Origin of the sequence: Yersinia proxima, assembly GCF_902170785.1 — a bacterium.
GTDB classification, from domain to species: Bacteria; Pseudomonadota; Gammaproteobacteria; order Enterobacterales; family Enterobacteriaceae; genus Yersinia; species Yersinia proxima.
In genome coordinates, this window is the sequence record NZ_CABHYG010000014.1 from 59726 (window position 1) to 83705 (window position 23980).

Genomic DNA, 23980 nt, shown 5'->3' on the forward strand with positions numbered 1-23980 from the left:
AATGAGCGAGAAACGTTGATGTCGAATACTTATGACTCCTCAAGTATCAAGGTATTAAAAGGGCTGGATGCGGTTCGTAAGCGTCCGGGCATGTATATCGGTGATACTGATGACGGTACCGGTCTGCACCACATGGTATTCGAGGTTGTGGACAACGCTATCGACGAAGCCCTCGCTGGCCACTGTAAAGAAATTATCGTCACCATCCACTCGGATAACTCTGTTTCTGTACAGGATGATGGCCGTGGTATCCCAACCGGTATGCATGACGAGGAAGGGGTATCAGCCGCAGAGGTCATCATGACCGTGTTGCATGCTGGCGGTAAGTTTGACGATAACTCGTACAAAGTTTCCGGTGGCTTGCATGGCGTAGGTGTATCCGTTGTTAACGCCCTGTCTGAAAAACTGGAGCTGGTGATTCGCCGTGAAGGTAAAGTTCACGAGCAAACTTACAAGATGGGTGTGCCGCAGGCACCATTGAAAGTGGTGGGCGAAACCGATCAGACCGGGACAACCGTGCGTTTCTGGCCAAGTTTCCAGACGTTCACCAATAACACCGAATTCCAATATGAAATCCTGGCAAAACGTCTGCGTGAGCTGTCGTTCCTGAACTCCGGGGTTTCCATCAAGCTGAGAGATAAACGTAACGACAAAGAAGACCACTTCCATTATGAAGGTGGTATCAAAGCGTTTGTTGAGTATCTGAACAAAAACAAAAACCCGATCCACCCGAAAGTGTTCTATTTCTCCACCATGAAAGATGATATCGGTGTGGAAGTGGCATTGCAGTGGAACGATGGTTTCCAGGAAAATATTTACTGTTTCACCAACAACATTCCACAGCGCGATGGGGGGACTCACTTAGTCGGGTTCCGTACGGCGATGACTCGTACCCTGAACAGCTACATGGATAAAGAAGGTTACAGTAAAAAAGCGAAAATCAGTGCGACCGGTGATGATGCCCGTGAAGGCTTGATTGCTGTGGTTTCCGTGAAAGTGCCAGACCCTAAATTCTCCTCACAGACCAAAGATAAACTGGTCTCTTCTGAGGTAAAAACTGCGGTCGAAACGCTGATGAACGAGAAGCTGGTTGAGTATTTGCTGGAAAACCCAACTGACGCCAAAATCGTGGTTGGCAAAATTATTGACGCGGCCCGTGCTCGTGAAGCTGCGCGTAAAGCCCGTGAAATGACGCGCCGTAAAGGTGCGCTGGATTTGGCTGGCTTACCAGGCAAACTGGCTGACTGTCAGGAACGTGACCCAGCATTGTCCGAACTCTACTTAGTGGAAGGGGACTCAGCAGGCGGCTCTGCGAAACAAGGCCGTAACCGTAAAAATCAGGCTATTTTGCCGCTGAAAGGTAAAATTCTGAACGTCGAGAAAGCGCGCTTTGACAAAATGCTTTCTTCGCAGGAAGTGGCAACACTGATCACCGCATTGGGTTGTGGTATTGGACGGGATGAATATAACCCGGATAAATTGCGTTATCACAATATCATTATCATGACCGATGCCGACGTGGATGGTTCTCACATCCGTACGTTATTGTTGACCTTCTTCTACCGTCAGATGCCGGAAATTATTGAGCGTGGTCATGTGTTTATCGCTCAGCCGCCACTGTATAAAGTGAAAAAAGGGAAACAAGAGCAATACATCAAAGATGATGACGCGATGGAGCAGTATCAGATGACTCTGGCACTGGATGGCGCGGCTCTGCATATCAATGCCGATGCACCACCGCTGGTGGGCGAACATCTGGAGAAACTGGTTGCCGAGCACTACAGCGTCCAGAAAACTATTGCTCGTATGGAACGTCGTTATCCGCGTGCTTTACTGAATAACCTGATTTATCAGCCAACCCTGAAAGAAGAGGATTTGAGCGATAAAGAGGCGGTAACGCAATGGATTGATTCGCTGGTGGTCATGCTAAATGAGAAAGAACAGCATGGCAGTAGCTACAGTTCAGTGGTGCGCGAAAACCGTGAACGCCAGTTGTTTGAGCCGGTATTGCGTATTCGTACCCACGGGGTTGATACCGATTATGATCTGGACTTCGATTTCATCCACGGTGGTGAATATCGCAAGATCTGTCTGTTGGGCGACAAGTTGCGCGGCTTAATCGAAGAAGGTGCTTTTGTTGAACGTGGTGAGCGCCGTGTGCCGGTTTCCAGCTTCGAAGATGCACTTGACTGGTTGGTTAAAGAGTCGCGTCGTGGCCTGGCAATCCAGCGCTATAAAGGTCTGGGTGAAATGAACCCAGAGCAACTGTGGGAAACCACTATGGATCCAACCAGCCGCCGTATGTTGCGGGTGATGGTGAAAGATGCGATTGCGGCAGACCAGTTGTTTACCACTTTGATGGGCGATGCGGTTGAACCTCGTCGTGCCTTTATCGAAGAGAATGCGTTGCGAGCAGCAAATATCGATATCTAATCAGGTATCTTATTGATTAGATAGAAAAGCCCAGAGCGGGAAACTGCTACTGGGCTTTTTTTTGTCTTATCATGGCTGATGGCACTTGTGCAGTACACGGACTTACTAGCATTTGAGCGCTGAATCGCGTTAGCATTAGCCATTCGCTATATAAATGTGAGGACCTATGGCTATTGAATTAATTGCTATCGATATGGACGGCACGTTGCTGAATGCGCAGCATGAAATTACCCCACGAGTAAAGCAGGCTATTGATGCTGCCCGGGCGAAAGGGGTCTGCGTGGTATTGGCCACGGGGCGGCCTTATATCGGGGTCCAGCGTTATTTACGTGAACTGAATATGGAAAACAGTGGCGATTATTGCATCAGTAATAACGGTGCATTAGTACAAAAAGCGGCCACGGGTGAGTGTATTTTGCAAGAAACCCTCAGTTTTGAGGATTATCTTTATTTCGAAGCCTTGTCGCGAGAAATGGGGGTCAGTTTTCAGGCTTTTGATTTTGATACTCTATATACCGCTAATAAAGACATCAGCAAGTATACGCTGCATGAAGTGATGCTGACCGGTATTCCATTGAAATACCGTGCGGTAGAAGAGATGGATCCCACCTTGCGCTTCCCGAAAGTGATGATGATTGATGAGCCAGAAAAACTGGATCACGCCTTAGCACTGATGCCAGCGGAAGCCTTTGAACGTTTCACTATCATGAAAAGTGCCCCTTTCTACCTGGAAATTTTGAGTAAACGGGTTGATAAGGGGACTGGGGTGAAAATGCTGGCTGACCATTTAGGTATCGCACAGGAAAATATCATGGCCCTGGGCGATCAGGGTAATGATATCGCGATGGTTAATTACGCCGGTGTTGGTGTTGCGATGGGCAATGCCATTCCTGAACTGAAAGAGATCGCGCAGTTTGTAACGGGCACCAATGGTGAAGACGGTGTGGCAATGGCTATTGAAAAGTATGTGCTCTGAGTTTTGACGGTAGTCAGTTTCGTTGTAACAGCCAATTTAAAGCCACATATTGTGGACCTTAAATTGGCTAGTCCGATCTGTAAACCAATATTCTTAATGGCGACTAGTCAATATTATGGGGCTTTGTGAGTTTGATGAAAATGATACACAGCGCCTAATATTCCTGAGTTATTCTTATGAGTTGTCGTATCAATAACAGTATCCTTGATATCAAACCAATTCAGCTGGCTATTTAATTCATCCAGGAATGTCTCTCTTTCGGTAATTCCGCCACCAATAAAAATGTGTGTTGGATCAAAAAGATAAACCAAGTTATATATGCCCGCACAAATATCATTATAAAAAGCATCTACCAGACGTCGGCAAATGGAGCAGCCATTATCATAGCCACTGAATATCTCTTCGCCAGTGACTGATTCAACCGGGCGATTTATTTTTTCGGCATAACGTTTACGTAATACCAGTAAGGTAGAGGTTTCGTTCATTGTATAGCTGCCAGGGCGTTCCGCTTCAGGCCGTGAGCTAAACATATAACCAAATTCACCAGCGCGGAAATGTCCGCCACGAACCAGGCTACCATTAGAGAAAATTCCACCGCCAATACCGGTGCCGATGGTCAAACAGAGAAAGTCATTTAACTGACGCGCTTTTCCCAACCATTTTTCTGCCAGTAATGCACAATTAGCATCATTTTCGATGCTTACAGGTAAGTTATACTGCTGTTCTAGCCAAACCTTCAGGTTAAAGTGATCAAATCTGCGAATTGACCCGCCATTGGTAATCAAACCAGTGAATGGATTGACGTACCCAGGGACGCTGATGGCAATGCCTTCGTAACCGTGTTGCAGGTCGAGCCAGCGTAGTATTTCGGCCAGTATTTGGTCACCATCACTATTCTGTATTGCCGCTTTATCCTGCACCAGAATTTTACCTTCGGATGAAACAATGCCCATTTTCAGCGAAGTTCCGCCAATATCGAATGCAGCTATTTTCATTATGCTTTCTCCTGATATTTTCGCGACCATGCATTCTCTGCGTTTTTCATCGGCTCTGACGTAATATCACCAGGCTATTCCAGAATCCCTTTCACTATTTGCACATCCTGAATCCCTAATCCGGTTAAATCCGCTAAGGTAATCTGCTGATCATTGTCTCTGAAAGATACGCCCTGAGCTAAAACTGTACCCATTTCGGTTAAGGTATGATGCGCTAATAGTCGTTGTTGAAATGCGGATGAAATTTCACCAAATTCAGTGCATTGCGCCCATGAATCTACCAAGATTTTATCAGCTTTTGCCACCAGCTCCGGTGTCAGTTCATGTTTACCTGCGCCATCAGCTCCGACGGCGGTAATGTGTGTTCCGGGCTGGATATCAGCAGCATGCAAAATAGCTTCCCGGCTAGGGGTGGTGGTGACAATAAACTGGCAGTGGTGGCCTAACTCCGCAGCATCCAAGGTGGTATTGACTTCAAAACCTTCCGTCTGGGCGTATTGGCGGTACTCTTCTAATGCAGTTTCACTGCGACCCCAAACCCATAGCTGACGACACGAAATCACGCTTTTCAGATACATAAGGTGCAACCGCGCTTGCATACCCGTACCGACGATACCGATAGCGCGGATATGCTGTGGTGCACACAGCTCGGCCACAATGCGCCCGGCCAATGCGGTGCGCAGCGCAGTTAACCAGCCCTCATCGAGTAATAATGCCTGTGGCTCACCGGTCTGGGCAGAAAATGCCATCATTAGCCCCTGATTACTGGCCAGTCCTTGAGCCGGGTTATGATAAAAACCACTTGAGACCTTCACTACAAATTGGCTATCGCCCTGCAAATAGCCACTTTTAATACAACAATCGCCCTCTGCTTGTTCAAATACTAAATGCTGCACCGGTGGCATCTGTACCTGTTTTTGACTAAACGCGATAAACCCTGCTTTAAGCAGTAACGTGACGGTATCAGCATCGAATTTGTCGAGAATCTGCTGCTTATTAAGAATAATCATGCACTAACTGCTCCCAGGTACTTTTCCAGCACAATATTCTTGCCGCATAGCACCACGGCTACCTTTTTGCCTTGCCAGCGCGGTGCCAGCTTTAGTGCTGCGGCCAGGGCTACACCGGCAGCACCTTCAATCATCCAGCGGTCGGTGCGGGCAATGAGCCGCATGGCATCTTTGATTTCCTGTTCACTCACCAGCACTTTCTGGTCAATTAATTGCTGGCAAAGTGCAAAGGTTATTGCTCCCGGTTCTACACCACCGGCAGTACCATCGGACAGAGTCTCTTGCTCTGCGACTTCTTGAATTTGGCCATTTTCCAGGCTGGTATACATACTGGTGGCGTTGGCTGGCCAACACCCAATAATCTGAGTTTTATCCGAGAGTTTCTTCAGCACAGTGGCGATACCGGAAATCAATCCACCGCCGCCGACCGCCACAAATACCGCATCCAGATCGGGCTGTTGTTCAACCATTTCCATGCCACAAGTCCCTTGTCCGGCAATAATCTGCCGGTCGTTATAAGGGGAGATATAGATTTTACCTTGTTGTTGCGCGGCACTATCCGCTGCCAGTTCTGCATTTAAGGCATCCCCCGGAATCAGAACCACATCTCCTCCCAGCGCGCGAATAGCTTCTAATTTGATGGCAGCTGCCTGCTCTGGCGCATAAATGGTGGCCTTCACTCCTGCCAATTTTCCCGCCAGCGCCATGGCCTGGCCGTGATTGCCGGTAGATGCGGTGATCACGCCGCGTTGGCGTTGCTCGTCAGTTAATAAACGCAGTTTGTTACTGGCTCCGCGAAATTTAAAGGAACCGGTGTGTTGTAGATGCTCACATTTGAGATAGATCTCGCAACCACTATGCTGGGACAGCAGTGGGCTATATTCCAGTGGTGTTACCCTCACCTGTGGGCGTAATGTCTGGTGGGCCTCTTTGATAGCATCGAATAAGGTGTTCATATCGGTTCCTTTATATTTTTATTTTTCAATAGATTACTTACAACAAACTGCGGGCAGCCCTCAGACAATCTGTATGCCATAATGACATACAGATTTAGCAAAAAAACGTTATTTGCAACCTAACATAAAAGAGTTGATAGCATGAACATGCAAAAATGCGATTCCACACCGGAACAGCAACTCACCTTTGATCCCAGAGGTCATCAGCTCACCAACATCAATGTTTGGACGCCCGATAGTCAATGGCTGGCATATGATGTGCGGCCTAATGGCAGTACGTTTAGTGGTTTAACCATTGAGCGGGTTAATTGCATCACCGGTGAGATTGAAGTTATTTATCGCGCTCAGCATGGTGCCTATGTCGGTGTGGTGACCGTGAGTCCTGATAATCCAGCACGCTATGTGTTTATTCATGGCCCGGAACACCCAGATAGTCACTGGCATTATGATTTCCATCACCGGCGAGGGGTGATTGTCACTGAGCCAGACAGAGAGCTGGCGGTCACATTGGATGCCATGGATATCACGCCGCCCTTTACTCCCGGCGCGTTGCGCGGAGGCAGCCATGTGCATGTTTTCAGTCCTGATGGCAGTCGCCTGAGTTTTACCTATAACGACCATGTGTTGCACGAACAAGACCCCGCACTGGATTGCCGCAACGTGGGCGTAGCCTTGCCTCTGCATGGTGTTAATCCGCCAAAGCAACATCCGCGTGAATATGATGGCAGTCATTTCTGTGTGTTAGTGACTCGAACGACCCCTACGCCCCTGGCGGGTAGTGACCAAATAAACCGTGCTTATGAAGAGGGTTGGATTGGCTCGCTGGGTTATCTGAAAACCGACGGTACTCGCCAGCGCTGGGCATTGGTATTTATTGGCGATACGCTTTCGGCGCAGGGCGAAAAAATTCCGGAAATCTTTATTGCTGATTTACCAGAGCATGACCGGGATTATGCTCGTGCTGGCGAAGATCCATTGGAGGGAACTCAAACCACCATGCCAGCCCCACCCGCAGGCGTCAGGCAACGGCGGTTAACCTTTACGGCTGAGCGGCGTTTCCCAGGGCTGGCGACCAGCCCGCGGCATTGGCTGCGAACCTCACCCGACGGCAGTGCCATTGCTTGTTTAATGAAAGATGATGAGGGTGTGGCGCAGTTGTGGCTGGTTTCACCCAATGGTGGTGAACCACGGCAACTGACATTCACGGAGGGGGGGATTCAGTCGGCATTCAGTTGGCACCCACAAGGGCACAGCCTGGCATTTGTGTGTGATAACAGTGTGATGCAGTGTGATAGTACAACCGGTCAATTGCGGCAATTGACCGCGCGGAGTGCTGTTGCACCCATGTCAGACGCGGTGGTATTTTCGCCCGATGGCACCAAAGTGGCCTTTATGCGGGAAATTGACGGATTAGCGCAAATCTTTACCGTCAATGTAGGCTAAATCATTGTACTGGTGTGTCTGTGGGGTGAGCTGCTGACTGATTCTGCGCTTCGGACTGGCGGATGCGCTCGCGTGGGGAGTTAGCCATTTTGTCTTCGTTGTCGGAACGCAAGTAATCATAGGGCAGGAGCAGAGTATCCATCACCGCTGAAAACGGTAAATCCACCGCGAGCAGTGGCCGCAGCGCCCAACCAGTATTATCGTCTTTGAGCATCGCCACATTGGCTTCAGTGCCGGAGTAATAGCCCTGACTGCTGCTAGTGTGCGTCATAATACTGGAGCAGCCGCCGGACAAAAGCAGCGAACAGCCGGTAACAAAAGGGATAACTGTATTTTTCATTGTTTTTTTCAGCTCTCATTATACCGGGGAGTTACAGGTTACAAGGTTCAACCCACTACCAATGCCAGAATTTGACATAAATTTTTACACCACCTTACAGACAGTTCCTATGGTGAAAGATTCAGTCTTGTGACGTGAATTTATCTAAGTGTAAGTTATAGCAGCGCATTTATCGAATAATGAGATTAATAAACTTCCGATTAAGATTTTTCTTGTGAAGTTTTTTTTGATTTTGCTCTTGAAAAGAAGATTACCGACCTCATTTTATTATCAGGTCAGAGAGAATACGCCGACAGGGTATTCAGACCAACAGCCTGTCCAGAGTGGAAGGCTTAATAAAAAATATGACAACATCCTTGCTAATATATTTAGGAGGCAGTTTTTATGCGTAATTCCGAGCTTGCACCACTGTATCGTTCAGCTATCGGTTTCGACCGGTTATTTAATCTATTAGAATCCGGCCAGAATCAAAGTAATGGCGGTTATCCTCCTTATAACGTCGAATTGGTCGATGAAAATAACTATCGCATCGCGATCGCGGTAGCAGGCTTTGCAGAACAGGAACTGGAAATTGTAACTCAGGATAACCTGTTGATTGTTCGTGGTTCTCATGCCAATGAGCCTGCGCAACGAACTTATTTATATCAAGGTATCGCTGAACGCAACTTTGAACGTAAATTCCAGTTGGCTGAGCACATTAAAATTAAAGGTGCCAATTTAGTCAATGGCTTGTTGTATATCGATCTGGAACGTTTAGTACCAGAAAGTTTAAAACCACGTCGTATTGAAATTAAGTGATAGGGTTATTAAATAGTTTTTCAATAATGTGACTAATTCACATTATTCATAACTGAGCCAAGTCTGCCGTAATCGGGGACTGATCGGCTTTCTATTATCTCGCTTCAAAGAAGGAGTTATATATATGCGTAATTATGATTTGTCACCTTTACTTCGTCAGTGGATTGGTTTTGATAAATTAGCCAGTTCAATGCAGGGCGGTCAGGATTCTCAGGGGTTCCCTCCATATAATATTGAGAAAACTGACGATAACCACTATCGCATCTCACTGGCATTGGCCGGTTTTAAACAGAGCGAACTGGATATTGAAGTAGAAGGCCCGCGTTTGACTGTGCGCGGTAAGCCAACACCGGCTGAAAAACAGGTTGAATACCTGCATCAAGGCCTGGTGCGTAAAGAGTTCTCATTGACCTTTACTTTGGCAGAGCATCTGAATGTTGATAATGCTCAATTTGAAAATGGTCTGCTGCACATTGATCTGTTGCGCCAAGTACCAGAAGCACTGCAACCACAGCGTATCAGCATTGGCAGTGCCGCTCCTCAAGAGCATCAGGTATTAGATAATCCGGTTGCAACTGAGCAATCAGAACAGCAGTAATTATGATGACCGGCACCTCCGCCCGAGGTGCCGGTGACGAATACCCCTCTCCTTGTTTTGTCCTTTTAGTATTAAACTTTTCCGTGTTTGTTTTTTCACCGGAGAGATTCCCCGCTCTCCGGTGCATTTTGTGGTGCATCCCACATTCACTAGTCCCCCCTTCTGACAGAATCCTTACTAACTATAAGAATTTAAGGCCATGTATGACCAAAGAACATTCCACGTGGCCGACCGGTTTTTAAACTTAGGCAAGGAAGTGATTTATGAGTGCTATCGCCCTTACCGTCAGTATGTTGGCGCTGGTCGCCGTATTGGGGTTATGGATCGGTAATTGGAAAGTCTATGGTGTGGGGTTAGGTATCGGTGGGGTGCTATTTGGCGGCATTATCGTGGGCCATTTTGCACAAACTTACGAACTGGTTCTAAATGGAGACATGCTGCATTTCATTCAGGAATTTGGCCTGATTCTGTTTGTTTATACCATCGGTATTCAGGTGGGGCCGGGGTTCTTCTCCTCACTGCGAGTCTCGGGGTTGCGGCTTAATTGCTTTGCCATCCTGATGGTTGTTGTCGGTGGGTTAGTGACCGCAATTATCCATAAATTGTTTGCGGTGCCACTGCCTATTATTCTGGGCGTATTTTCAGGTGCGGTGACTAACACCCCGGCTCTTGGGGCAGCACAACAAATCCTCACTGATTTAGGCTCGCCACCCCAATTGGTCAGCCAAATGGGGATGGGTTATGCCATGGCCTATCCATTCGGTATTTGCGGTATTTTGTTGGTGATGTGGCTGATCCGTTTATTCTTTAAAATCAACGTTGATCGTGAAGCTAAAGAGTTTGATAGCAGCCACGGGCAGAACCGTGAATTGCTGCAAACCATGAACGTGGCGGTACGAAACCCCAATCTGCATGGTCTATCAATGCAGGATGTGCCATTACTGAACAGCGATGAGGTGGTCTGTTCTCGCTTGAAGCGCGGTGATTTATTGATGGTTCCGTTGTCAGGCACCGTCATTGAGCTGGGTGACTATCTGCATTTGGTTGGGCAGCGCGAGGCTTTGGAAAAAGTGCGACTGGTGGTCGGGGAAGAGGTTGATGTCACCTTGTCTACGGCCAGCACGGTGTTGCAGACCGCTCGCGTGGTGGTGACCAATGAGGCTGTTTTGGGTAAAAAAATTCGCGACTTAAACCTGAAACAGAAATATGACGTGGCAATTACTCGATTAAACCGTGCCGGGATTGAGTTAGTTGCCAGTAACAATGCCAGCCTGCAATTTGGTGATATTCTTAATTTGGTAGGGCGTCCGGAATCTATTGAAGCTGTTTCTGCGGTTGTGGGGAACGCGCAACAGAAACTGCAACAAGTTCAAATGCTTCCTGTCTTTATTGGTGTCGGTCTTGGGGTGTTGTTAGGGTCAATCCCTCTGTTTATTCCGGGTTTTCCGGCAGCGCTACGTTTGGGATTGGCGGGTGGCCCGCTAGTGGTCGCACTTATCCTTGGGCGTATTGGTAGCATCGGCAAGCTATATTGGTTTATGCCGCCGAGTGCCAACCTGGCCTTGCGTGAACTGGGGATTGTGCTGTTCTTGTCGGTGGTTGGGCTGAAGTCTGGCGGTGATTTCATCAATACGCTGGTCAATGGTGATGGGCTGGCGTGGATTGGCTACGGGGCGATGATCACCGGGATACCGCTACTGACCGTGGGCATTCTGGCGCGCATGTTAGCCAAAATGAATTATCTGACACTGTGCGGCATGTTAGCCGGTTCAATGACTGATCCACCGGCACTGGCCTTTGCCAATGGTTTGCACCCCACCAGCGGCGCAGCGGCACTGTCTTATGCAACTGTTTATCCATTGGCGATGTTCTTACGAATCATGTCGCCGCAGATACTTGCCGTGCTGTTTTGGACACTATAGCTACCCTTCGTCCTTGAAGTTGCAGGGGTGTTAGCTGCACGCACCCACCCGAATCACTTACTTGTGTAAGCTCATCGGGATGTGTTTGCTGGCTGCCTACCTGCAACTCCAATGCCTTTGGGTATGGTTTTATTTCGTTAGAAAATTACTGCGCTTCCTGATACGCCAACTCAATTTCTTCGGCCAGAATCGCCACACCCTTTTCGATATCTTCCGGTGCCGGGACATAATTCATCCGCATGCACTGATGAGTATGCGGCCAGTCATATTCCAGACCGGGGAAGAAGTAGTGGCCCGGCACCATCAACACACCGCGTTTTTTCAGGCGTTGATACAATAACTCGGTGCTGATCGGCAAATCTTTGAACCACAGCCAGAGGAATATCGCCCCTTCCGGTTTATGGATCAGGCAGCGTTCCGGCGGTAAGTATTTGCGCAGGATAGCAATAGTTTGCTGCACCCGTTCGAAATAGAATGGCCGGATGACCTCGTTGGATAAACGCAACAGATCACCACGCTCAATCATTTCGGCGGCAATCGCTGGCCCTAAACTTCCCGGTGACAAACTGATAATGCCATTCATGTTAGCGATGGCTGAAATGACTTTCTCATCGGCAATCACTATCCCGCAGCGCGAACCGGGTAGGCCCAGTTTCGACAAGCTCATGCACAGAATGATATTCGGGTTCCACAGCGGTGTGGCATCAGTAAAGATAATGCCAGGGAAGGGCACGCCATAAGCATTATCAATCAATAACGGAATACCACGTTGCTGGGCAATAGCATCCAGGCGAATCAATTCTTCGTCAGTAATCACATTGCCAGTCGGGTTGGTGGGCCGTGAGACGCAAATCAGGCCTATATCATCGGTAATATTGAGGTGTTCAAAATCGACGTGATATTTGAATTGCCCTTCTGGCAATAGCTCAATATTGGGTTTGGCAGAGACAAACAAATCTTCGTCGAGGCCCGCATCGGCATAACCGAGATACTCCGGTGCCAGCGGGAATAATACCCGCCGACGGTTGCCATCGGCATAGCGGCCAGCGAATAAATTAAATAAGTAGAAAAACGCGCTTTGACTGCCATTTGTTAGTGCAATATTCTGTGGCTCAATTTGCCAACCCAACTCATCGCGCAGCATTTTTGCCAGTGCTTTTAGCAGCAGGTCTTTCCCTTGTGGCCCGTCATAATTGCACAACGCCTCGGTCAATTGCCCGCGTTCCAGCATTTCCTGACAAAGTTGTTGGAAATAAGCATCCATCTCGGGAATATGAGCCGGATTACCCCCGCCAAGCATGATAGAACCCGGAGTTCTCAGGCCGTCATTGAGGTCGTCCATCAGTCTGGTGATACCCGCGTAGCGGGTGAATTTGTCGCCGAAAAGTGAAAACTTCATAAATGAAAATTTATTGTTATCCGTAAGTGAACAACTACCATACTCGCAGATAAAAGCGGACGCAATGCGGAAAGAATTCTTCCTGCCGCGCGAAAATATCGACAGGAAGTGTTATTGCAAAATAATAAACTGGTTTACTCTTTTTTGTCTCCAACCCAAACCACCAATACTTTATCGCCCTGGTGTTGGCGACTAAAAGCATAGTAATCAGCGGCTTGTTGTGACTGCTGCACGCCTGCACCAATCGCTGGGTGACGGGCGCGGAACTGACTGACTTTTTGCCAGTGCGCCAACAGCGCGCCTTTTTCTCCGGCCAGTTCATTCCAGTTCATATCCGAGCGGGTCCCTTGCAATGGGTCTGACCCGGTAGGGCCGAACTCTCGCCCACTTTCATCGCCATAGAAGATTTGCACTGCCCCCGGAGCCAGCAGCAGCAGATCACCCGCACGTTGCTGTTTCACCAAGGATTGTTGTGCGTCATCTTTAAAAAACAGCCGGGTATCATGGGATGAAATGTAGCTTAACACATTGAAACCTTGCAGTTTATCCGCCATTTGTTGATAAGTGCTGTCAATGGATGAGAAACAGGCCAGTGCTTGTTTGGCTTGATCCTGAAAATCAAAATTAATCATGGCATCAAAGCCGTTTTGGTAATAATCGCTCTTCATCACGCCGTGACCCCAGGCTTCCCCGGTCATCCAGAAGGGTAAGTTATCCAGCGCCTGATCCGGGTGAGCTGCTTTCCACTCAGCCAGAGCCGCAGTGCTTTGCTGCTTAAGTTGTTGCCAGGCGGGTTTCTCGACATGCTTGGCGGTATCAACACGAAAACCGTCGATACCATAATCGCGAACCCATTGACTCAACCAATGCGTGAGGTAATCACGCGGAGTGGCTCCGGCTATTTCTCGTGCTGCGGTATCGGGTTTATGGCGATAAAACACCGGCAAACCGCTGGGTTGGGTAGATTCGGTTTTGATGTCCGGCAGGAAAGCCAGCGACATGGTCAGATCGTCATAGCCGGGGGAGTCATAATCACCAATATCGGTGCGGATCCATTTCTTACCCCACCAATTATCCCATGCGGCTTTATCACTAAAGTTGATGTAATCATTAAAACTATGCCAGGTTTGCCCTTTGCCAGGTGTCCAGTCTGTCCAGTTTTTACCCAATGTTTTTTCCAGCTGATCGCGTTGTAAATACAGCGCGCCGAACTGGTAGCTCTGCATATCTGCCAGAGTGGCATATCCCACATGATTCATAACTACATCAAATAGAATGCGGATACCGCGCTTATGGGCTTGCTCAACCAGTTTATGCAAATCCTGTTCGGTGCCCATGTTGGCATCCAGCCGAGACCAATCCAGGCCGTAATAGCCATGATAGGCGTAATGCGGGAAGTCACCTTTGGCGCCACCACCCACCCAGCCGTGAATTTGCTCAAGTGGAGAAGTTATCCACAACGCATTGACCCCAAGCTGTTGCAGATAATCAAGTTTTTCGGTTAGGCCAGCCAGGTCACCACCGTGGAAAGTACCGATTTCCTGCATGCCATCGCTGTGGCGGCCGTAGCTGTGATCATTGTCTGGGTTGCCGTTTTTAAAACGATCCGTCAGCGCAAAATAAACCGTGGCGTTTTGCCAGTTAAAAGGAGCTGCATGCTCGGTTTGTGCTGACTCTAGCAGCAATAATCCGCCACTCTCAGGGCTGGGTTGCAGTGTGATTTTACCGAGAGAAACTTTTGTTGTTTGACCAGAGTAGAAATCCCGCACCATCTCACCTTCAGTGAAGGTCTTGCTGACATCAATCGTCACCGGTTTTCCATCCCAGCGCTGACAACTGTGAGCCACGACTTTGACGGTTTCCGCCACCGGTTCTTTGATACTCAAGGTGAGTGTTGGCGTGCCGCTGCGGGTATCAATACGCACCTGATACTGGCCATCGCGGAACAGCTTCCACTGGATATCAGCCTGATTCTGGCAGGGTTGCAGCGAAAATGTCTGATTCAGCTTTACCGGCCCGGTTGGCTGCCAGCATTGCTTATCTTGATAAAATTTAAGGAGATACTCACCTTTGGTGAGCGCGCCACTGCTCAGGAAGACGCCGCTATCTTGTTCAGTAAACGCCGGGAAATGCTGAAGTGACCAGTTCGCCATGGCTGCTGGCGACAAAACCAGTAGCAAAGGGAGCGTGAGATGTTTCATAACGCGTCTTCCTTGGGTCTGAGAAACGTATAAAGTTTTATGAATATCAGAGTGCCAGACGGCGAAGAAATAGCCTCATCCCTAAGCAGTTTTTATAGGGAGGAGGGCAGCGGATGAGGGGGATTTGGCACTTTTTATTGTTTGTTTTGTAGTCTAGATTACAATGTATACATTGTAATTCTCTAGGTGGAGAGAAAAAATGAGTGTTATGTCAGTAAGAATATCGGATGAGCTTGCGAACCAACTGTCGTTACTGGCAGAGGCTACCGGGCGTACTAAGTCTTATTTGGCCGGACAGGCAATTCAGGATTTTCTGGATCGTGAGGCATGGCAAATTACAGAGATAAAACAAGCCATTATCGAAGCTGATCAGCAAGATTTCATCTCTGAACATGAGATGAATACACTTTTTCAAAAAATGGGTGTGGCCGTTCAGGATAAGGATAAATAATGAATGTGAAATGGCTAAGGACAGCGGCTGTAAACTTACAAAGCGAGTATCAGTGGTTATATGAGAGAAACCCTACCGCGGCGCAAAATTTTGCCAATGAAGTCCATCAATTAACTTCATTATTAGCTACCAATCCCTCAATGGGACGGGCAGGAAGAGTGATGGGCGCACGGGAGTTAGTACTGCAAAACTTCCCTTATTTACTGCCTTATCGAGTCAAAAGCGGGGAGATTCAAATTCTCCGTGTATTTCATACTTATCGAGAACCTCCCAAAGTTAGAAGGTAGAAGGTAGAAGTTAGTTGTCACTGGCCTGCTAACAGGCCAGTAGCATAAATTATGCTTGCTGCAATACCTGCGGGTTGACGCAGTTTTCTGTGACGGTGCCTGTCAGTGCCGCAATCAGGTTATCTACCGCGCAGGCCGCCATGTTGTAGCGGGTTTCATGAGTGGCGGAACCAATATGTGGCACAGCAACCACATTTGGTAATTTGAGCAATGGCGAATCCACTGGTAGTGGTTCTTGTTCAAATACATCCAACCCGGCGGCATGAATAGTGCCATCTTGCAGCGCAGCAATCAGTGCCTGCTCATCCACCACCGGCCCACGACCTGCATTGATCAAGATAGCGCTGGATTTCATTTTAGCCAGTTGCTCACGGCCAATCATATGGTAAGTCTGTTCGGTCATCGGCAAAGTGATGCAGAGGAAATCCACCTCAGCCAGCAAGGTATCGAGTGAACAGCGGCGAGCACCAAAGCGCTTTTCAGCTTCTTCATGTGGGCGGCGGCTGGTGTACAGCACCGGCATGCTAAAACCAAAGTGTGCTCGTTGAGCCAGCGCCATACCAATTCGGCCCATGCCGAGAATACCGATGGTTTTGTGGTGGACATCGACACCAAACCAGTCATCACCGATGCTGTCTTGCCACTCTCCGGCTTTCACGCGCTCTGCCAGTTCTACCACCCGCCGCGCACTGGATAGCACCAATGCCATCATAGTATCTGCCACGGTTTCGGTCAGAACGGTAGGGGTGTGCATTAAGGCTATTCCGCGCTGGCTCAGCGCATCGACATCAAAATTATCATAACCAACAGAAATGGTTGAAGCGGCTCGCAGTTTCGGTGCACGTTCCAGGAACGCCTGATCAATTTTACCGCCAGAACCGATAAGCCCTTCAGCTTGTTGCAGAGCAGATAATAGTTCGGGCTGATTATCCGAAGATAAACCATCAAAACTGTTCACAGTAAAATATTGCTCTAAACGCTGATGCAGATCGGCAGGAATACTTTTGTACAGCACGATAGATGGCTTCATCACAACCTCAATGACTTTGGGTAAATAGAATTAAGGATAAGATTTAAAGCCAGAATAACAGCAACTACCGGTGCGGGATCAAGTGCTAATCAGCCTCATAATGTTACGGCTAATGAAAAGGCCAACCCGAGTGAGCAGGTTGGCATATCTGATTTTATAAAACTTCGTGGCTGGCAACGCTGTTAACCGGCTGAGGCTGGGAGCGAATGGCCGCGCAACGTAGCGCAGTAATGATCGCCAGTGCCGGAGCAATGGTATACAGAGTAAATAGCCAGTGAGCGGTGTTTTCGGCACCCGCGACACCGCCGGGAGCATTAAGGCCGGAAAGATTCGCCACCATACCGGCTATCGCAGCCCCGACGGCGGTGGCAAACATCTGTACCGTGGTAATCGAGGCTCCGGCGATATCTTTATCTTCTTCCGCCGCTACTTGCAGAATGCGGGTCAGCAAGTGTGGCCAGCCAAAGCCGATACCGAAACCCACTAATGTTAGCGCAATGGCGATGGGGGCCATTTGCTGCCAACTGCCCAGTGAACTTACTGGCATCAGGATGGCGAGCGCAATGATTCCCACCAGCACAATAATTGGGCCGCTAATAATAGCCCAACGAATACCTGACTTTTTCCAGCCAGCACTCATTACCTCAGAGATTGTCCAACCCGCAGCCATAGTGGCGGCGATATAGCCAGAAATCAGCGGCGACTGCCCGTGTATGGTTTGTAGGAAGTAAGGGACAAAAATCTCACAAGTAATGCCGATCGCCAGTAAAGAGATGGTGATGTAGAGTGCGGCCAAGGGGGAGTTAAGGCGCAGCGCTCCTTTTGGCAGTAAACGCGAGGTGGCTCGGGATTCTATCCGCAATAGCAGCACCAACAGCAATACGGCTAACACGATACCCACCAGATTCGTCAGGCCACTGCTGGCAATACTGCTGGCGGAAATGGTCAAAACAATCGCGGTTAACAGCACCAGTTGGATGACCGGTAATGCCGAGGTGACTGCAGTGCTGGATCTTCCTTTCGGCAGGATGCGCCAGGTAAAAATGGCATAAATCAGTGTCACCGGCAGTAACGTCCAGAAAGCAAAACGCCAGGCGTTCATTTCTGCAAATATCCCGCCAATTGCCGGGCCAATCAGTGTTGCCACCCCCCACATTCCTGAAATGAGCGCCATTGCCCTTGGCCATAATGATTGCGAAAACACAAGATTAATCATGGCGTAAGAGAGTGCGAACAGAAAGCCGCCCCCCAAACCTTGCACGGTTCGACCAACCAGCATCAGCGGCATATTCGCTGCCATTGCGCATAAGGCACTGCCTAGCATAAAGGTCAGTGAGGCAAACAAATAGGCGCTGCGCGCACCATAACCACTGAGCAAACGGGCAGATAATGCGGAACCGAGGATCGACGCGGTGACAAACAGGGTGGTATTCCAGGCGTATAAATTCAGGCCATTAATCTCCAGCACCACCGACGGTAAAATAGTGGTGGCGATATAGATATTGATGGCATGTAACACCACCCCACCCGACAGCGCTATGGCAAAAGCCGCATTTTTGCCAGAGAACAAATCACTCCATCGGCTTGCATCATTCATTATCACGTTATTCATCCTGCCAGAAATCTGGTTATTGAGTTGGGCGAGTTGTTACGTTAAAGTTAAACAAGTAAACACTTGGAATAAGGTAGGCCAGTGGCCAACAATAAGTCAAGCATATGCTTGTAAAATGTTATGCTGATAATCATCAGAATTAAAAATGCATCAACAATACTGGGATAGATATGAATATCGACTATTCGACCAGTCAGCCGCAGTCTGTTGCTGAGCGCCTGCTGCTGTTGCTGAAGACGCGCGGCCCCTTGCAAGCGGCAGATGCGGGAAAAATACTCGGCACGACAGGGGAAGCCGCCCGCCAACAATTCGTAAAATTAGCCAAAGAGGGTTTGGTTGTGGCGGCGGCACAGACAAAAGGTGTCGGGCGGCCAATCCAGTTTTGGCAACTTACCGAGGCAGGAAATGCCCGTTTTCCTGATGCTCACAGCGAGCTAACGGTTCAATTATTACGAATGGTACGCACAAAATTAGGCGAAGAAGCCCTCAATTTACTGATTGAGGCTCGTGAACAAGAAACTCGTGAGCAATATTGTCAGGCAATGGAAGGCGCGCATAATATTGATGAACGGATAGAGCGGCTGGTGGCCATTCGCTCTCAGGAAGGGTACATGGCGGAATGCCAGACTCAAGCCGATGGCTCAATATTGCTGATTGAAAATCATTGCCCGATTTGTGCTGCAGCCACCAGTTGTCAGGGGTTTTGTCGGGCAGAATTGTCGGTATTTCAGCAAGCTCTGGGAGTGCCGGTTGAGCGGATTGAACATATTTTATCTGGCTCCCGGCGCTGTACTTATCGTATCAGGCTGGAATAATTATGATGACCGGATGACTCCGGCAGAGAAAGCGCGGATAAAGCGCCAGGCGTTATCCGCAGTAAAATTATAATAATTACAGTGGGCTTAAGGTAATTTCAACCCGACGGTTCTGCGCCTTACCTGCGGCGGTGCTGTTGCTTGCTACCGGATTATCCGGCCCTGCACCGCTGGTACGAATACGGTTCGCCGCTACGCCCTGCACGATCAGTGCGCTTCCCACACTGTCGGCACGTTGTTGTGAAAGCGTCATGTTATGTGCTCTGGCACCGGTGCTGTCGGTATAACCAGTCACATTGACGGCAGTTTTATCATACTCTTTCAATACCATAGCCACACCGGTCAAGGTATTGGCTCCAGCCGGTTTCAGGTTGCTACTATCCGTATCAAAAGTGACATTATTGGGCATATTCAACACGATATTGTCACCCTGACGGGTCACGCTAACACCCGTCCCATTCATTTTTTCGCGTAGTTTGGCTTCCTGCACATCCATGTAGTAGCCCGCACCGCCACCCAACGCGGCCCCTGCGGCGGCACCAATCAACGCCCCTTTACCACGGTCATGTTTGGATGATGACAACATACCGATCCCTGCACCTAATGCGGCACCAATACCTGCACCGTAACCGGATTTTCCGGCCTGTGATTCGCCGGTATAGGGATTGGTGGTACAGGCGGAAAGTGTCAGTGCGACAGAAACGGCGGCCACCGTGGCCAGAATGCGTTTTTTCATTGAATTTCCCTTAAATGGCATTCTATTTCGGCGAAAAATAGATAACGTCGCCCAATAGCTGATTTAACAAGTCATCTGCCAGCATTCAATCAAGTTGCTGGCATTTATCTGCCATCGTTATCCGGTAATTTATGGGGGAATACCATTGAGAAAACTCTCATAGTGTTATGTGGTTAGCGTGAATGCTGTGTTTATCGACGAAAAAAGCACAGAACAGCGCTATCAGCGCTATCTGCTGGCACTTAAAATTCATCATGATGAAAGCCGAGTTTTGTGCTGACTCGGGCGGCGGGCTGTGAAACAACACGAGCACGTATAACTTTCACCCCACGTTGTTGTAGGTAACTGGCCAGACCCAGAAGTGCTGCGCTACCAGCCCCACGAACACTCTCCTCATCCTCTGGAACCAACACATAATTCGGGTCAGTGACAAAAAATTCAACATAGTAGTTTTCATAGCTGTTCTCGAAGGACTCATCTCTTCTGGCTGCCAAAAGGCTGACAATATCCCCTCTTAGCCGTACCGCAACGTAGATATAGTCATTCTCAGGAGCGAGCATTTCACTATACAGTGAGTAACTGTGTGCCCGACCAGCTTCGATAGTGCGGTCATGTTCCGACCAATATTCGTTAGTGATGTGGTAGTTGACGGGCACCGCATTGTAAATATCGGACCAGGCGGCGAGTGCTGCTCGGGCATCGTCCATCAAAGAGTCATCAATTCTTGGCTGCTCCGGGATAGTGGTATCCAGGATATCGACATCAAAATATAAATCGGGGTGGGTCACCCACTCGCCATTTTCACGAACCCGTGCAACGGGCCGGTCAGTGGGGTAATGATAAGAAGCCAATGAGAGTGAATAGGTTCCTAATGGTAAACGTTGGGCAGCGGCGGGAGATGCTGTTGCGCTGGGATTGTGCGCCAGATAGCGGGCGTAATTTAAGCGTGTATAATCAAATGCCTGAGAAATTTGACTGATGGCCTCGTCCTGCCCCAGATTACGTATCACTTCCCTAACTTCATTCACCAAACGGCTTTCTGCCGCCGGATCGCTAGTTGCAAAGCCTGTCGTATCACTCTCATGGATTTGTATTAATACTCGGCGTAAAACATCCAGAGTCCAGTCGCGTATTGAATCACCGAATAGCAGAGTAAAGTCTGCCAATACACGGGATACCCACAGTGAACAGTGCATATTTGTATCACGGGGATAACGGGCTGCGAGGATGTTATTCATTGATGTTTTACAAAACTGAGCGGTGGCCGGCAGCGTGAGTGCCAGATTATGGAGCTGAGTTTCAATTTTAGTTAAGGCCAGTAGGGGATGACGGCTATTTTCAGTCGGTTGTGGATGCGGTTTGAGTAATGAATTTTGCGCGGTAATGAGCATCGATTGGTCTTTATTATCACTGGAAAACCAGTGCTGCATTTTGTCCCATAATTTATCTCCCTGATTACACCAACTGTGAGTGATGTAATTATAAATCGCCAGCGCGGGAATAAATGTGCAACCTAATGTTCCGGCAGTATCTCTTTCGTTTCTGTGGTGTACCGACTGAATATCTTCAGCACTGGCAGCCATCACTATTTGGTCGATAACCAGCGGATACTCGCTAGTGTTATTAATAATAATATTTGAGGTTTCTACCGGCCTATCAAAAGGAGCATGAGAAACCGTTATGGTAGGTGACAAGGCTATCTGCTCAGTATCACGGCTTTCCATATAATCTACAGCAATACTGTTGCTATTGAGGTGAAATAGCAGGGAGAACCTATTTGTCTCGGGTTGAATACCAAATACCAGCGGTTCATTACTATATGAATTAAAAATAAAGACATTTCTTTTAGAAAACCAAACTACGGAGCCTAATGTTAATTCCACCATAAAATCACTTTTTTCGTTAATATCAAAGCTCAGTAAAACCTGTTTATTGGGATAATTGGGATCAGCCCAGTTTTGAGCAAAAATATCAGATAAGAGTAGTTGCATCCGCTTTAGAATAACACAACGCTCATTGCAGCCGTTGATAGGAGAATAAGAAACTCTTACGCTACTAATTTGGTTATCCATGCCCAAATCAGCCAGGTCGTGCTGCCCAATAGATTCCATTAAATTTAAATAAGGAGAATTATAATTGTCATTTTTATATATAGTGGCAAACATTCCATCAGGAATAGAGATGGAAGAAATACTATCATTTTCTATTACTTCATCATCTCTATCGAGGAAATCAATATCTTCTCCCGGGATGAAACACATCGATCTACCAGATAGTTTATCATCATTATATAAGCATACTTCTTTATTGTTTATGGGTGTTAAATATTCTTTATTAGTCTGTGGGATAGTTTTATATTTAGTGCAATCCCTGTCAATTTCATTGGGAAAAACTATTTTAGATAACGTTGTTAATGAAAGAAATATGACAATATTAAATGTGGTTTTTGATTTCATAATGTACTCCTATTACTTTTCTTTAGAAAATAGAAAGGTTAAATATCAAAGTTCATCATGTTTGAATCCGAGTTTGTTTTTTACTCTGGCTGAGGGGTGAGAAATAACATTAGAGCGTAATTTTTTTACACCTTTTTGTTTCAAATAACGGGCTAACTCATGTACTGCCGCGGTGCCCGCTCCGCGTATATTTCCTTCCATATTTGGCGTCAGAACATTGCGTGGTTCGCTCACAGAAACATCAATATAGTACTCTTTTCTCTCCTGATTACCCTCTGATGCACCCAATACACTGACTATTTTTCCATTCAATCTAACCACTACAAACAGACAGCCGCTGCTACTGCTTTCTAATTCAAGTAATAACGACGTGCTGGTTGTTCGCGCGGCGCTAATGGTGCGATCAAGGTCAGTAAGAGGGTTACCGCGTTGGTCTATTTTTAAAGGAGCGAACAGGTAAGTATTAAACCAATGGCTCATGACGGTATGAGTCAGGGTGATAAGAGCCCGCTCTGTTGTACTGCTCTCAATGATTTCTACCTCAAAATATAAATCGGGTCTTATCACCCACTCATTATTTTCACGAATACGTACCGCATGCGGTTCGGTGGGGTATTGATAAGATTCTAAAGAGAGCGAGTATTCTCCTAGAGGCAGACTTTGTGCAGCTATAGGGGAGGCCGAGGCTCCAGGGTTATGCTCAAGATAATTAGCATAATTCAAGCGGGAATAAATTAATGCGTGGGTGATTTTTCGGATAGTTTCAGCTAATCCCAACTGCTGGATAATCGTGCGGACTCCATTAACCAGACGATCCTCAGTGGCAACATCGCTACCTGCATAACCAGTCACATGTTGCGCATCAATTCTGGTGATGACATCCTGGAATTGCTCGGGTGTCCAGTCACGTACTGAATGGCCGAATAACGTCGTAAAGTCGGCCAATATACGTGATACCCATTGGGGGCAGTTATCATCGGGGCTGCGTGGATAGCGGGCCGCGATGATATTATCTATTGAGGTTTTACAAAATCGTGCCGTGGCTGGTATGGTCAGCGCCTGATGATGTAATTGCATATTAATTTTACTTAATGTCAATGTGAGCGGGGTGGCCTGGTTATTTCTATGTTCAGGGAGTGCTGGCCGTGGTTTAAGTAATGGGGTGTTACCAACGAGTAATATCACCTTATCTTTATTATCATCTGAAAACCAATGTGATAGCTGTTGCCATAATATATCCGTCTGATCACACTGACTATGAGTAATATAATTATAAATTGCTAATGCAGGGATGAACGAACAACTTAATATTCTTGAAGCATCACTCCGTTCAATTCTTCCGTGATAGGTATGCTCAATATCGTAGGTTGCCTCTATTTCACTTTTATATTTATCTTCAGTACAGAAGGAAATACTTTTAATTTCATTAGAGAAACTAATCGGAGATAAAACAATGACTAAAATAAGTAGTGATTTTTTATTTATAAATATCCTTATCATAATGCCCCCTTACTTATACCAG

Annotated in this window: 20 protein-coding genes; 9 read left to right on the forward strand and 11 right to left on the reverse strand. The window is 47.7% G+C overall.

What is annotated here, in order from left to right; all coding sequences use genetic code 11:
* Positions 1-18: 18 nt before the first annotated feature.
* Complete coding sequence (gene gyrB, locus FTB31_RS12050; RefSeq protein WP_050078747.1) at positions 19-2433, forward strand: DNA topoisomerase (ATP-hydrolyzing) subunit B; 2415 nt, start codon at positions 19-21, stop codon at positions 2431-2433.
* Positions 2434-2599: 166 nt separating this feature from the next.
* Positions 2600-3409 carry a sugar-phosphatase gene (gene yidA / locus FTB31_RS12055; RefSeq protein WP_227720105.1) on the forward strand — a complete coding sequence of 270 codons (810 nt, stop codon included), beginning with the start codon at positions 2600-2602 and terminating at the stop codon, positions 3407-3409.
* Positions 3410-3522: 113 nt separating this feature from the next.
* Here yidA and FTB31_RS12060 read toward each other — a convergent pair whose 3' ends face one another.
* The 3 genes from FTB31_RS12060 to FTB31_RS12070 all read right to left on the reverse strand — a co-directional run bounded on the left by FTB31_RS12060 (position 3523) and on the right by FTB31_RS12070 (position 6370).
* On the reverse strand, positions 3523-4404 hold the full coding sequence (locus FTB31_RS12060) for an ROK family protein (RefSeq protein ID WP_050078749.1): 882 nt from the start codon (positions 4402-4404) through the stop codon (positions 3523-3525).
* A gap of 74 nt (positions 4405-4478) precedes the next feature.
* A complete protein-coding gene (locus tag FTB31_RS12065; protein WP_227720106.1) occupies positions 4479-5414 on the reverse strand; it encodes an ornithine cyclodeaminase family protein in 936 nt (311 codons plus the stop codon).
* Positions 5411-6370, reverse strand: a complete 960-nt coding sequence (locus FTB31_RS12070; RefSeq protein ID WP_227720107.1) for a threonine/serine dehydratase — start codon at positions 6368-6370, stop codon at positions 5411-5413. The genes FTB31_RS12065 and FTB31_RS12070 overlap by 4 nt, the downstream gene beginning before the upstream one ends.
* Before the next feature lie 141 nt (positions 6371-6511).
* Here FTB31_RS12070 and FTB31_RS12075 point away from each other — a divergent pair, with 141 nt between their 5' ends.
* Positions 6512-7813: a DUF3748 domain-containing protein gene (locus FTB31_RS12075; protein ID WP_050078752.1), complete on the forward strand. Its 1302-nt coding sequence runs from the start codon at positions 6512-6514 to the stop codon at positions 7811-7813.
* Position 7814: 1 nt separating this feature from the next.
* Here FTB31_RS12075 and FTB31_RS12080 read toward each other — a convergent pair whose 3' ends face one another.
* Complete coding sequence (locus tag FTB31_RS12080) at positions 7815-8153, reverse strand: YceK/YidQ family lipoprotein (RefSeq protein ID WP_050078753.1); 339 nt, start codon at positions 8151-8153, stop codon at positions 7815-7817.
* Positions 8154-8537: 384 nt separating this feature from the next.
* Here FTB31_RS12080 and ibpA point away from each other — a divergent pair, with 384 nt between their 5' ends.
* From ibpA to FTB31_RS12095, 3 genes are all read left to right on the forward strand, one after another.
* Complete coding sequence (gene ibpA, locus FTB31_RS12085) at positions 8538-8951, forward strand: small heat shock chaperone IbpA (RefSeq protein ID WP_046694351.1); 414 nt, start codon at positions 8538-8540, stop codon at positions 8949-8951.
* Positions 8952-9075: 124 nt separating this feature from the next.
* Positions 9076-9549 carry a small heat shock chaperone IbpB gene (ibpB, locus tag FTB31_RS12090; RefSeq protein WP_005161076.1) on the forward strand — a complete coding sequence of 158 codons (474 nt, stop codon included), beginning with the start codon at positions 9076-9078 and terminating at the stop codon, positions 9547-9549.
* Positions 9550-9812: 263 nt separating this feature from the next.
* On the forward strand, positions 9813-11471 hold the full coding sequence (locus tag FTB31_RS12095) for a putative transporter (RefSeq protein ID WP_019081455.1): 1659 nt from the start codon (positions 9813-9815) through the stop codon (positions 11469-11471).
* 145 nt (positions 11472-11616) lie between these two features.
* Here the strand turns inward: FTB31_RS12095 and FTB31_RS12100 are convergent, their stop codons facing one another.
* Both FTB31_RS12100 and FTB31_RS12105 read right to left on the reverse strand, forming a co-directional pair.
* The gene (locus FTB31_RS12100) at positions 11617-12870 is read right to left on the reverse strand and encodes a valine--pyruvate transaminase (RefSeq protein WP_050078754.1); all 1254 of its coding nucleotides are present in this window, start codon (positions 12868-12870) and stop codon (positions 11617-11619) included.
* Between the two features lie 134 nt (positions 12871-13004).
* Complete coding sequence (locus FTB31_RS12105; protein WP_227731408.1) at positions 13005-15071, reverse strand: alpha-amylase; 2067 nt, start codon at positions 15069-15071, stop codon at positions 13005-13007.
* A 199-nt stretch (positions 15072-15270) separates the two neighbouring features.
* Between FTB31_RS12105 and FTB31_RS12110 the strand changes: the two genes are divergently transcribed.
* Together FTB31_RS12110 and FTB31_RS12115 are read left to right on the forward strand one after the other, a co-directional pair.
* Positions 15271-15522 (forward strand): CopG family ribbon-helix-helix protein, encoded by a 252-nt coding sequence (locus tag FTB31_RS12110; RefSeq protein WP_227731409.1) that lies wholly within the window; start codon positions 15271-15273, stop codon positions 15520-15522.
* Positions 15522-15809, forward strand: coding sequence for a type II toxin-antitoxin system RelE/ParE family toxin (locus FTB31_RS12115; RefSeq protein ID WP_050078757.1), 288 nt, complete (start codon positions 15522-15524; stop codon positions 15807-15809). Before FTB31_RS12110 ends, FTB31_RS12115 begins: the two co-directional genes overlap by 1 nt.
* A gap of 49 nt (positions 15810-15858) precedes the next feature.
* On the opposite strand, the gene ghrB is transcribed toward FTB31_RS12115, so the two are convergent.
* Together ghrB and FTB31_RS12125 are read right to left on the reverse strand one after the other, a co-directional pair.
* Positions 15859-16839 carry a glyoxylate/hydroxypyruvate reductase GhrB gene (gene ghrB, locus FTB31_RS12120; RefSeq protein ID WP_077295004.1) on the reverse strand — a complete coding sequence of 327 codons (981 nt, stop codon included), beginning with the start codon at positions 16837-16839 and terminating at the stop codon, positions 15859-15861.
* 154 nt (positions 16840-16993) lie between these two features.
* A complete protein-coding gene (locus tag FTB31_RS12125) occupies positions 16994-18436 on the reverse strand; it encodes an MFS transporter (RefSeq protein ID WP_227731410.1) in 1443 nt (480 codons plus the stop codon).
* Between the two features lie 185 nt (positions 18437-18621).
* Between FTB31_RS12125 and FTB31_RS12130 the strand changes: the two genes are divergently transcribed.
* Positions 18622-19266, forward strand: a complete 645-nt coding sequence (locus FTB31_RS12130) for a helix-turn-helix transcriptional regulator (RefSeq protein ID WP_227731411.1) — start codon at positions 18622-18624, stop codon at positions 19264-19266.
* Positions 19267-19342: 76 nt separating this feature from the next.
* On the opposite strand, the gene FTB31_RS12135 is transcribed toward FTB31_RS12130, so the two are convergent.
* The 3 genes from FTB31_RS12135 to FTB31_RS12145 form a co-directional block, all read right to left on the reverse strand.
* Positions 19343-20002, reverse strand: a complete 660-nt coding sequence (locus FTB31_RS12135) for an OmpA family lipoprotein (protein WP_050078761.1) — start codon at positions 20000-20002, stop codon at positions 19343-19345.
* A 242-nt stretch (positions 20003-20244) separates the two neighbouring features.
* A complete protein-coding gene (locus FTB31_RS12140; RefSeq protein ID WP_227731412.1) occupies positions 20245-22458 on the reverse strand; it encodes a GNAT family N-acetyltransferase in 2214 nt (737 codons plus the stop codon).
* 45 nt (positions 22459-22503) lie between these two features.
* Entirely contained in the window at positions 22504-23958 is a 1455-nt protein-coding gene (locus FTB31_RS12145; RefSeq protein ID WP_227731413.1) for a GNAT family N-acetyltransferase, read from the reverse strand.
* Positions 23959-23980: the final 22 nt, after the last annotated feature.